Annotated in this window: 8 protein-coding genes; 5 read left to right on the forward strand and 3 right to left on the reverse strand. The window is 41.0% G+C overall.

Going from position 1 to position 11330, the window contains the following annotated elements; all coding sequences use genetic code 11:
- Window positions 1–23: 23 nt before the first annotated feature.
- Window positions 24–443, reverse strand: a complete 420-nt coding sequence (gene aroQ / locus I2I13_RS09750; protein WP_004311171.1) for a type II 3-dehydroquinate dehydratase — start codon at window positions 441–443, stop codon at window positions 24–26.
- A gap of 73 nt (window positions 444–516) precedes the next feature.
- Here aroQ and xerD point away from each other — a divergent pair, with 73 nt between their 5' ends.
- The 5 genes from xerD to I2I13_RS09775 all read left to right on the forward strand — a co-directional run bounded on the left by xerD (window position 517) and on the right by I2I13_RS09775 (window position 7692).
- A complete protein-coding gene (gene xerD / locus I2I13_RS09755; protein ID WP_148365626.1) occupies window positions 517–1476 on the forward strand; it encodes a site-specific tyrosine recombinase XerD in 960 nt (319 codons plus the stop codon).
- 135 nt (window positions 1477–1611) lie between these two features.
- The gene (locus tag I2I13_RS09760; protein WP_167511802.1) at window positions 1612–3306 is read left to right on the forward strand and encodes a tetratricopeptide repeat protein; all 1695 of its coding nucleotides are present in this window, start codon (window positions 1612–1614) and stop codon (window positions 3304–3306) included.
- Window positions 3307–3418: 112 nt separating this feature from the next.
- The gene (locus I2I13_RS09765) at window positions 3419–4489 is read left to right on the forward strand and encodes a TlpA disulfide reductase family protein (RefSeq protein ID WP_195649361.1); all 1071 of its coding nucleotides are present in this window, start codon (window positions 3419–3421) and stop codon (window positions 4487–4489) included.
- A 13-nt stretch (window positions 4490–4502) separates the two neighbouring features.
- Window positions 4503–6041 (forward strand): YifB family Mg chelatase-like AAA ATPase, encoded by a 1539-nt coding sequence (locus I2I13_RS09770; RefSeq protein WP_195649362.1) that lies wholly within the window; start codon window positions 4503–4505, stop codon window positions 6039–6041.
- A 97-nt stretch (window positions 6042–6138) separates the two neighbouring features.
- Window positions 6139–7692: a HAMP domain-containing sensor histidine kinase gene (locus I2I13_RS09775; RefSeq protein ID WP_195649363.1), complete on the forward strand. Its 1554-nt coding sequence runs from the start codon at window positions 6139–6141 to the stop codon at window positions 7690–7692.
- 615 nt (window positions 7693–8307) lie between these two features.
- Here I2I13_RS09775 and I2I13_RS09780 read toward each other — a convergent pair.
- Complete coding sequence (locus I2I13_RS09780) at window positions 8308–9294, reverse strand: DUF4973 domain-containing protein (protein ID WP_195649364.1); 987 nt, start codon at window positions 9292–9294, stop codon at window positions 8308–8310.
- A 19-nt stretch (window positions 9295–9313) separates the two neighbouring features.
- Entirely contained in the window at window positions 9314–11326 is a 2013-nt protein-coding gene (locus tag I2I13_RS09785; RefSeq protein WP_195649365.1) for a RagB/SusD family nutrient uptake outer membrane protein, read from the reverse strand.
- Window positions 11327–11330: the final 4 nt, after the last annotated feature.

Below are 11330 nucleotides of genomic sequence, written 5' to 3' on the forward strand. Positions count from 1 at the left end.
TATATATTATATTACCTTATTTATTATCTATCTAACAAAGCTTCCAAGGCCAAACGGTACGAATTCAACCCAAAGCCACAAATCACTCCCTTGCAGGCACAAGCAATCATCGATACGTGTCGGAAAGACTCCCGACTATGCACATTGGAAATATGTACCTCAATCACCGGAGACGTCACAGAGCGAATAGCATCCTGCAAGGCTATGGAAGTATGTGTATACGCACCTGCATTCAGAATAATGCCATCCACATCAAATCCCACCTGCTGTATGCAGTCTATCATTTCACCCTCAATATTCGATTGAAAATAGTCGATCTCCACGTCAACGTATCTTTTGCGAAGATCAGCCAAGTAATCTTCAAATGTAACGCTTCCGTAAATGGAAGGTTCACGCTTACCCAACAGATTAATATTCGGGCCATTAATAATTTGTATCTTCATCGCGCAATCCTGTTTTTTATATACCTTTGTATCCAAAGAACAATATTTCAAGGTGCAAAGGTAGAAAAAAGAAATGGAAATCAACGAAAAAAAGAGGAAGAAGGAACAACAAGACGTGATAATCAGGAAGTATCAGCAGTATCTCAAACTGGAAAAGTCTTTATCTCCTAATACGCTGGATGCCTATCTTACGGATTTGGACAAACTGATAAACTTTTTAGAGCAGGAAAAGATAGATATATTAGACGTATGTTTATCTGATCTTCAACATTTTGCAGCCGGATTACACGACATTGGCATTCACCCTCGTTCACAGGCCCGCATCTTATCAGGAATCAAATCATTCTTCCGTTTTCTCATCATTGAAGACTACTTGGAAGCAGACCCCAGTGAGTTGTTAGAAGGACCTAAAATAGGCTTTAAACTTCCTGAAGTACTGACTGTGGAGGAAATTGACCGGATCATCTCTGCCGTTGACCGCAGCAAAACCGAAGGACAGCGAAACAGAGCTATTTTAGAGACATTATACAGTTGCGGACTTCGCGTATCGGAGCTTGTCACTCTCAAGCTGTCCGACCTTTATTTTGATGAAGGTTTTATCAAAGTAGAAGGAAAAGGAAGCAAACAGCGCCTCGTCCCCATCTCTCCGCGAGCCATTAATGAAATAAAACTTTACATACCAGACCGCAATCAAATTGAAGTTAAAAAAGGGCATGAGGATTTCGTTTTCGTCAGCCAACGGAGAGGCAAAGGACTTTCCCGGATTATGATCTTTCACATGATAAAAGAATTAGCGGAAAAAGCAGGTATTACCAAAAACATCAGTCCGCACACTTTCCGGCATTCCTTCGCCACTCATTTACTGGAAGGTGGAGCCAATTTGCGAGCTATTCAATGCATGCTCGGACATGAATCTATTGCGACAACGGAAATCTATACACATATCGACCGCAACATGCTTCGTAGTGAGATTATTGAGCATCACCCGCGAAATATCAAGTACCGGAAAGAAAAAGAGGAGTTATTTCATTAAATTATGATAAAATCAGCCCCTTATCTATATATTTATATTAAGAATTAATATCTTTGCGTTACTTTTTCTGTGCGAGCAGAAGGAGGTTGACAAATAGACGATATTTCAATTACAAACATTTAATTTATACCTAAAATGACTAAGAAGTTGTACTTGCCTTTACTCATGGCAATGGTTGTTGCATTATTCTCTTCTTGCAGCAAAAAAATGGGTGAATTATCAGCTGATTACTTCACTGTTACTCCGCAAGTGCTGGAGGCAGTAGGTGGTAAAGTTCCTGCGACCATCAATGGTAAATTTCCTGAAAAGTATTTCAACAAGAAAGCGGTTGTAGAAGTTACTCCGGTTTTGAAATGGAATGGCGGCGAAGCTAAAGGCCAACCAGCTACTTTCCAAGGTGAAAAAGTGGAAGGTAACGACCAGTCTATCTCTTACAAGATGGGCGGTAGCTACACTATGAAAACTTCTTTCGACTATGTTCCGGAAATGGCTAAGTCTGAATTGTACCTGGAATTCAAAGCTACTATCGGTAAGAAAGTAGTTACTATTCCTGCTGTGAAAATTGCTGATGGTGTAATTTCTACTTCTGAATTAGTAAACAATACATTAGGTAACGCTAACCCTGCATTGGGCGAAGACGCTTTCCAACGTATCATTAAAGAAAAACACGATGCTAACATCATGTTCTTGATCCAACAGGCTAACATTCGTTCCAGCGAATTGAAGACTGCTAAGGAATTCAACAAAGAAGTAGCTAACGTAAACGAAGCTGCTAACAAGAAGATCAGCAACATCGAAGTTTCTGCATACGCTTCTCCTGATGGTGGTGTAAGCTTGAATACAACTCTTGCTGAAAACCGCGAAGACAACACAACTAAGCTGTTGAGCAAAGACCTGAAGAAAGCAAAAATCGACGCTCCGATCGATGCTAAATATACTGCACAGGACTGGGAAGGTTTCCAAGAATTAGTTTCTAAATCTAACATCCAAGACAAAGAGTTGATCCTCCGCGTTATTGCAATGTACCAAGATCCTGCTCAAAGAGAAAGCGAAATCAAAAACATCTCTGCTGTATACAAAGAATTGGCTAACACTATTCTTCCTCAGTTGCGTCGTTCTCGTTTGACTTTGAACTATGAAATCATCGGTAAGTCTGACGAAGAAATCACTAAACTGGCTTCTTCTAATCCTTCTGAACTGAATGTAGAAGAATTGCTGTATGCTGCTACACTGACTAGCGATCCTGCTAAACAAGAAGCTATCTATACTCAAGCTACCAAACAATTCCCGAACGATTACCGTGGTTACAACAACTTGGGTAAATTAGCTTACCAGGCTGGTAACATTGACAAAGCTGAATCTTACTTCAAGAAAGCTGCCAGCGTTAATGCTACTCCTGAAGTTAACATGAACTTAGGTTTGATCTCTTTGATGAAGGGTGACAAAACAGCTGCAGAAGCATACTTCGGTAAAGCTGCCGGAACAAAAGAACTTGGCGAATCTATGGGTAACCTGTACATCGCTCAAGGTCAATATGAAAGAGCAGTTAACTCATTCGGTGACTCTAAGACTAACAGTGCTGCTTTGGCTCAAATCCTTGCTAAGGACTACAACAAAGCTAAAAATACATTGGCTAACGTAACAAGACCGGATGCTTACACTGACTACCTGATGGCAGTTTTAGGTGCTAGAACTAACAATTCTTCTATGGTAACAAGCAGCTTGAAGAGCGCAGTTGCTAAAGATTCTTCATTAGCTAAGAAAGCAGCTACTGATCTGGAATTTGCAAAATACTTCACAAATGCAGATTTCATGAGCATCATTAAATAAGAGAATTACCACTCTATTTTAAATATTAGGAATTGCCTGTCATTATAAATGACGGGCAATTCTTTTTTTTTATCCATAAAAACCGTACTTTCGCAGAAAAGAATTCAAAGCAATGAAAAAGAGCAGCATTTTAATCCTCATAATCATCTGTCTGTGCGGTTGTGGCAAATCGTCTAAGAAAACAAGCATAACCGGAGAAATCAAGGGACTGGGTACAGATACGCTCTACTTGTACGGAATGGACGAATCCTTTGACCGGATAGATACTATTTTCGCGAAAGGAGACAAATTCTCCTACACCACCTCCATAGATACCATAACTTCGGCCTATCTGCTGATTGACAACCAAATAGAATATCCGATCTTCCTCGATAAAGGAAACCAAATCAAGATAAAAAGAAATATAGACCACCCCGAATTTCTGGACATCAACGGGAATAGATATAATGAAGAGTTCACAGCCTTTCAGAAAGAGCTGAGTAGTTTAAACAACCCTTCCGAAAAAGATTTAGAGCAAAAGGCGGAAGAATTCATCAGGACACATCATTCTTCTTTTGTCAGTCTTTACCTGTTGGATAAATACTTTGTGCAGAAAGACTCTCCTGATTTCAACAAGATAAAGAAATTAATTGAAATCATGACAGGAATACTGCAAGACAAGCTATATATCGAGAAATTGAACGAAGCTATCTCCTTGTCCGAAAAGACAGAGACAGGCAAATATGCTCCGTTTTTCAGCCTGCCCAATATAAAAGGAGAGAAAATTACCCGTTCATCCGAAGATTTCAAAAAGAAGAATCTGTTAATCAACTTCTGGGCCTCATGGGCAGATAGTATCTCCAATCATCAAAGCAACAGCGAGTTAAAAGAACTTTATAAGAAGTACAAAAAGAACAAACACATCGCTATGCTCGGAGTCTCCTTTGATATGGACAAGAAGGAATGGCAGGATGCTATTAAACGCGATACGCTAAATTGGGAACAAGTTTGTGATTTTGGTGGATTGAATTCCGAGGTTGCCAAACAATATGCTATCAAACAGGTTCCCAGCAACATTCTTTTGGCAGCAGACGGCAAGATTCTGGCAAAAAACCTCAAAGGAGAGCAGCTGAAAAAGAAAATTGAAGAAGTAGTCACAGCAGCTGAAGAAAAGGAAAAACAAGACAATAAAAAGAAAAAATAACCTGTAAGCAAACGTGTTAATCAAAGTTTTCGGAGCGGCTGTTCAAGGGATTGATGCAACACTCATCACAATCGAAGTCAACAGCTCGCGCGGCTGTATGTTTTATCTCGTCGGCCTTCCGGACTCTGCGGTCAAAGAAAGCCATCAACGCATTATCTCCGCATTGCAAGTGAATGGCTATAAAATGCCCACAAGCAATATAGTAGTCAATATGGCACCGGCTGACATCCGCAAAGAAGGTTCGGCCTATGATTTACCGCTTGCCATCGGACTGCTGGGTGCCAGTGAAACAATCTCTTCCGAGAAATTCTCCCGCTATTTACTGATGGGTGAACTAAGTCTGGACGGAAGTATCCAGCCTATCAAGGGAGCACTCCCTATCGCCATCAAAGCCCGCGAAGACGGGTTCGAGGGACTTATCATTCCCCAACAAAATGCACGGGAAGCCGCCGTTGTCAACCAGTTAAAAGTATACGGAGTCAGTAATATCAAAGAAGTCATCGAGTTTTTCAACAACGAACGCGAACTGGAGCCAACTATTGTCAATACCCGGGAAGAATTCTATCAACAACAGAATCATAGTGACCTGGATTTTGCAGATGTAAAAGGACAAGAGAACGTGAAAAGAGCCTTGGAAGTTGCAGCAGCCGGAGGACACAATTTAATCATGATAGGTGCTCCAGGCAGTGGCAAATCAATGATGGCTAAACGACTCCCGTCCATTCTTCCCCCTCTTTCATTAGGGGAAAGTCTGGAAACGACCAAGATACACTCGGTTGCCGGAAAACTGCAACGCGGGTCCTCATTGATTACCCAACGCCCGTTCCGCGATCCACACCATACGATTTCGCAAGTAGCAATGGTTGGTGGCGGAAGTTTCCCGCAGCCGGGAGAAATCAGTCTGGCACATAATGGGGTTTTATTTCTGGACGAGTTACCAGAGTTCAACAGGGGCGTGTTGGAAGTATTGCGCCAACCGCTGGAAGATCGACACATCACCATTTCCCGTATCAAAAGCACCATTAGTTATCCGGCTAACCTGATGCTTGTCGCATCTATGAACCCATGCCCATGTGGATATTACAATCATCCGACAAAAGCATGCGTATGCAGTCCCGGACAAGTACAAAAATACCTGAATAAGATATCCGGTCCGTTATTAGACCGTATAGACATTCAAATAGAGATAGTTCCCGTACCCTTTGACAAGATATCCGATCAAAGACAGGGAGAGTCGAGCAGTATCATCCGGCAGCGAGTAATAAAAGCGCGTCAGATACAGGAGAAACGGTATGCCGAATGTACGGGTATTTATTGCAATGCACAGATGAACAGCAGATTGCTGGCAACATATGCCCAACCGGATGATAAAGGGCTTGTGTTATTAAAAAACGCCATGGAACGGCTCAATTTATCCGCCCGTGCCTATGACCGGATTTTAAAAGTAGCCCGCACCATTGCCGATTTGGAAGAAACAGAGCAAATACTTCCCAGCCACCTGGCAGAAGCCATCAGTTATCGGAATCTCGACAGAGAGAACTGGGCAGGGTAATCACAGTAAATATAAACAGATAAAAATTATTTCACCGTGAACGCTACCTTTTTTCATATATTTGTTTTACATTTGTGACAAACAAATAAGCAATAATATGAAAGCATCCATAACAAGCCTCCTGATAATATTTTGTTTCACCATACTGACTTCTGCGCAAACTCCCCAAGACAGAGCTACAGAGCTAAAGGAACAAGCGCAGAGCAGCCTTAAACAGAAAGATTATATCAAAGCGCGCTATTTATTCAAAAAAGGATACGAAGCATTTGCCGCCCGCGAAAACTACCCACAGGCAATAGAATGTGGTGTTCAGGCCAATGCTTTATATGTCAGAGAGAATTTCTATAAAGAAGGATTCGAGCTTTGCCGTGACATGGAGCAGCTTCTATGGACCGGAGAACAGAATAAAAAGAAAGTCTTTTATGACCTGCGTTTCCTTATCAATAAGGAACGATTGCAGATGTACACCGCACTGAAAAACCCCGCACAGGCAAAGACACAGTTGGATAAACTGGAAGAAACAGCTAATCTTGCAAAGAACGACTCCCTAACGGAGGCACTGCTGTATACAAAAGCCAACTATTATTATACTTTCAACCAGAACACACAAGGCGATGCCTGTTTCCGCAAACTTATCAACCAATATAAAGAAAAGAAAGACTATGCCAAAGTGAGCGATTGCTACAAGAACCTTATCAGTATTGCACGGAAAGGCAACAATGCTCCACTGATGGAACGCACTTACGAAAGCTTCATTGTCTGGACAGACTCTGTAAAAACGTTAACCGCACAGGATGAGCTAAATGTACTGAAGAGAAAATATGACGAAAGCCAACTGACCATACAGGAGAAAGACGACTCACTATCTGCCAAGCAGTATATTATCATAAGTCTCTGTGTGCTAGTGGCTATATTGGTAGCCGGCCTGGCAATACTGGCTGTGATATTGCTGCGATTCATCGCCGGCAATCGTAAATTAAAGAAAAGCGTGAAAATTGCCAATGAACACAATGAACTAAAAACCAAATTTATACAGAATATATCTTCGCAAATGGAACCTACCCTGAATACGCTGGCTACTTCAGCCGAAGAACTGTCACAGAAGGCTCCTCAAGAAGCTGCCCAAATGCAGGGACAAGTTGCAGCTTTGAAGAAATTCAGTGATGATATTCAAGAACTGTCATCTTTGGAAAACTCACTAACCGAGTTCTATGAACTAAGTGAAACCAATGTGGGAACTTTCTGTGAAAATGTGATGGATAGAGCCAAAGAACACATAAAACCGGATGTCACATCTTCAGTCAATGCACCAAAACTTCAGGTAAAGACAAACAAGGAACAGTTGGAACGCATTCTTCTCTATTTACTGAAAAATGCCGCTTTCTACACCGAACAGGGTCGTATCAGTCTTGAATTCAAGAAACGGGGAGCACACACGCACCAATTCATCGTTACGGATACAGGGACAGGAATTCCGGCAGAGCAACAGGAAAATCTCTTTAAGCCTTTCACAGAAGTAAAAGACCTGACTACAGGGGATGGACTAGGATTACCGATCTGTTCACTGATTGCTGCCAAGATGAACGGAAGCCTGACACTGGATACGAATTACACGAAAGGAGCGCGGTTTGTTCTGGAACTTCACGTATAAATTTAGCCAACAAGAAAGCTATTGTCTCATTTGATTACTTTCTGACTTGTTAAGTATAGTTACCTTCGACCAAGAAGGTTCTAAACGCAAACTTGAGAATATATAAAAATATGAACAACTTTCTATATAAACGGATCTCACGTTTTTAATAAACTTTTGAGTAGTTTATTAAGAACGGTATCTGAGTTTATTAGAAACTCTACGATCGGATTTCCGAGTTTTCAAATCCATCTTTTACAACAAAAAGGCTGCAAATTTCATAAAATTTGCAGCCTTTTTGCCTATATCTGGTACACCATTCCTGATACTTATCAGGAAACACATCAAAATTTGTTATAATATTATATCATTTAAGTCGTTAATTTCATATTCTTTTATCTGTTATTTATTAAAGTGGATATTCACGCTCGTACTACAAAGATACAACTTTAAAAAGCATTTGTCAAGAGCCTGTTGAATTTCTACCGAGAAAAACAAAGAGAAAACTACCTTATATATTAAGATAGTCTCCTCTCTATTTATAAACTGACTTTCCGCTTTATTTTACGGAATATCATCTCACGATATTTTGTATAAAGACAACAAGATCTTACTCTTGTGACATATTTCCCATTTCTACCACTGAATAGCCTGGTCTGTATCAGGAATCAGCCCATTGACTTTTCGTTCCATCAACATACTACCTTCAGCACGACAAGGTACAACGACACCTTTATTTTCATACGTTGTCACATCATCATAAGTATATGACATATAAATCGTCGTAAAATGATGTTCCAAATAAGGAGTTACTTCATCCACAGACATGCTGGTCTTATAAGTAGGAGCATCTCCTATGAGTTGGAAATTCATGGCATTAGTTGGATCGGCAGCCTTGGCTGTCAGCGTTCCATCTTCGTTAAAAGTCAACACAATCTTGTATTTATCTCTATCTTTCAATTCCTCACTAATGATTCCGGCATAGAAGAAGCATTGATTCTCGCTGACTACATGCATGGTACGTGTGCTGGAAACCATAGCGCTCGTATTATCCATCATATACACAAACATATTGGTAGCTCCATAAGATCCCGAATAATCATTGAATGGCATCACACGGAGAAGTGCTTTACGATAGTTCTTGCGTGGATTCGCATCATACGAGTCGCTATCCAAAATCGTCAATGGAAGTACCCATTTATCAACAAGATCCAGTCCTTCAAATTTGAATTTGATATCAAACAATCCTTGACATTCACCTGCCGGAATATGACAGGCAGGAGAAGCAAACTCATAGTATTTTTCATCTAGTAAGCGGAAATACAAGTCTTCACGTTGTTTCCAGCGAGCTTCATTCAGACCAACCAAGGTATCCGGATCTACATCAATGGCAACATCCAGATCTCTACCATTCATAGTAGAACCTCCTACAATCACCGGCAGCTGATAAGTCACTTCACCATTCGCTTTGTAACGCAAATATACATCAGTCACCCCCTTACTATTTACAGGAGCTTTCAATCCGACATTTTGCACATATACTTCTTCCACCCATTCATTATTGCATGCACCAGTCAGAACAAGCGTTGACAACAATATAAAATATACGATATAATTCTTCATATTTTTCCATTTAATAAGGTTAATCATAATATGTCCATCCCGGGTTCTGAGTCAGACGCAAGTTTCTTCTCAACTGATCATGAGAAATCGGCCAAAAATACATTTTGCGGCTAAAAGTAGTCGGTAAATTCGAATTAATCACTTGGGTATGGAACAAGTCTCTTTCTGTTTTACTCATATATGCATTGCAACCATACATCTGCTGTGACTCTTCATATTCAGCATCTTTCCAGCGACGCAGATCGAAATAACGACTGTTTTCCGCAAATAGCTCAATCTGACGCTCATGCTTCAAGTGTTTGCGGAACTCATCAGCATTCTCATAAACCTCTTCTTCAAAATCAGGTACTCCACCACGAATACGGACTCTAGAAATAGCATAGCTCATTTCATCCGTATCACGCGAAATACTGTAAGATTGGGCTCCATCCCATGAAGAAATCTGATAAGTATTTGCACCTAGTTCATTCAGTGCCTCTGCATACCATAACAGTACATCAGCGTAACGGATACCAATTACAGGCTTTGAGATAACTCCGTTTGCCGGTTTAAAGTTGTCACGAGGACTAACATATTTCCTGATCCCAATGCCGGTAGCCAACCAACGGTCGCCCGAATTACTCCAACCACTCTCTTCACCACGATAATACCATATGATCAGGTTTCTGTCATATGACTGTACGGCATTAGTACCATTCCATAAACATCCATTGTATGCCACAGTAGCATAAAAACGCGGTTCACGGTGCCCATATTGCTTATTTACACCCTCCACCAATGGAGCCCAATTACCACTAGCAGCTTCCTCGCCACTCACATAATTTTCATCACCCGTCCACTCTTTTGCTTTATCGAAAGCCGATCCGTCATTCATCTGGTAAGCGTCGCATTGCTTGCCTGTCATGGCGTGACAATTATAGCCTCCGAATGCAATCGGCATCTGGTGCTGAATCATTGTGCTGATATCTCCGTTGTTTTGTCCGGTTGTAAAGATCATTTCTTTGTTTTCCGAAGGAAAAATCACTCCATTAAAAAGTGTCTCATAAGACTGCATCGGGTCAATATTCTGCCATCCTTTAGGGAAGTCCGCATGCGAATATATTGAATGTAGAGGAGGAGTGATTGTTGCCGGATTATCAACTGTACCAGTAGAGTGAGCGGAAACCGTATGTAGCTCATACACACCCTGACGACCAAGTTCCACCACATCACGAGCTGCTGCTGCCGCCCTTGCCCACTTCTCTTCATTGTATTCTTGAGCCATCAGATAGTGCCCTTCATCATCCACCAAATCCGTGAAACGTTCAGTATCGGTTGGACGAGGGTTATTGAGAGGACTGGCAGCATAAAGCAATGCTTTTGCACGAGTTGCCAAAGCTGCTCCACGAGTAGGACGCGCCATATTGCGTGTGTCACGTTTCAATGGCAGGTCTTTCGCTGCAAGCTTCATTTCCTCTGCAATGTAGTTGACACAATCATCATACGTGCTACGTGGAATATAAAGATCTTCATAAGCAGCATTATAATCCATCACACCATCATTAGGAATAATTGGTATAGGACCGTATTTTTGCAACAACTTCCAGTAGAAATAAGCACGTACAAAACGAGCTTGTGCTTTATAATCAACAATCTCATCCGGAGTCATCTCTTTATTCCGATCAATATTCTGAATAAAAATAGAAGCATGGCGGATACCATCATAAGCTTGCACCCAAGAATCTTGTTTCCAGTTTTCATCATACTCACAATATTTGAATACGCGATATTCAAGATTACGGTCGCTATAACACATGTCATCGGAGAAATTAGTGATACAGTTATCTTTCGAGCCAATATCAATGTTGCTCCATGTCAGCCAAGAGTATGCAGTCGCCAACCATTGTTCCGACCATTCTTTATTTTCGAATATATTTTCCAAACTCTGGGTATTTTCTCCCAATTTCCCCTCTACGCTCAAATAATCAGAACAAGAGGAAACCATCATTCCCATACTGATAATGGTGGAAAACAATATATGTTTCTTTTTCATACTT

This window comes from Bacteroides sp. D55t1_190419_B8, assembly GCF_015558905.1.
Lineage (GTDB): Bacteria > Bacteroidota > Bacteroidia > Bacteroidales > Bacteroidaceae > Bacteroides > Bacteroides vicugnae.

Coding starts and splice junctions, on each gene's coding strand:
- aroQ (WP_004311171.1), bottom strand. CDS start 443: ATGAAGATACAAATTATTAATGGCCCGAATATTAATCTGTTGGGTAAG.
- xerD (WP_148365626.1), top strand. CDS start 517: ATGGAAATCAACGAAAAAAAGAGGAAGAAGGAACAACAAGACGTGATA.
- I2I13_RS09760 (WP_167511802.1), top strand. CDS start 1,612: ATGACTAAGAAGTTGTACTTGCCTTTACTCATGGCAATGGTTGTTGCA.
- I2I13_RS09765 (WP_195649361.1), top strand. CDS start 3,419: ATGAAAAAGAGCAGCATTTTAATCCTCATAATCATCTGTCTGTGCGGT.
- I2I13_RS09775 (WP_195649363.1), top strand. CDS start 6,139: ATGAAAGCATCCATAACAAGCCTCCTGATAATATTTTGTTTCACCATA.
- I2I13_RS09780 (WP_195649364.1), bottom strand. CDS start 9,294: ATGAAGAATTATATCGTATATTTTATATTGTTGTCAACGCTTGTTCTG.
- I2I13_RS09785 (WP_195649365.1), bottom strand. CDS start 11,326: ATGAAAAAGAAACATATATTGTTTTCCACCATTATCAGTATGGGAATG.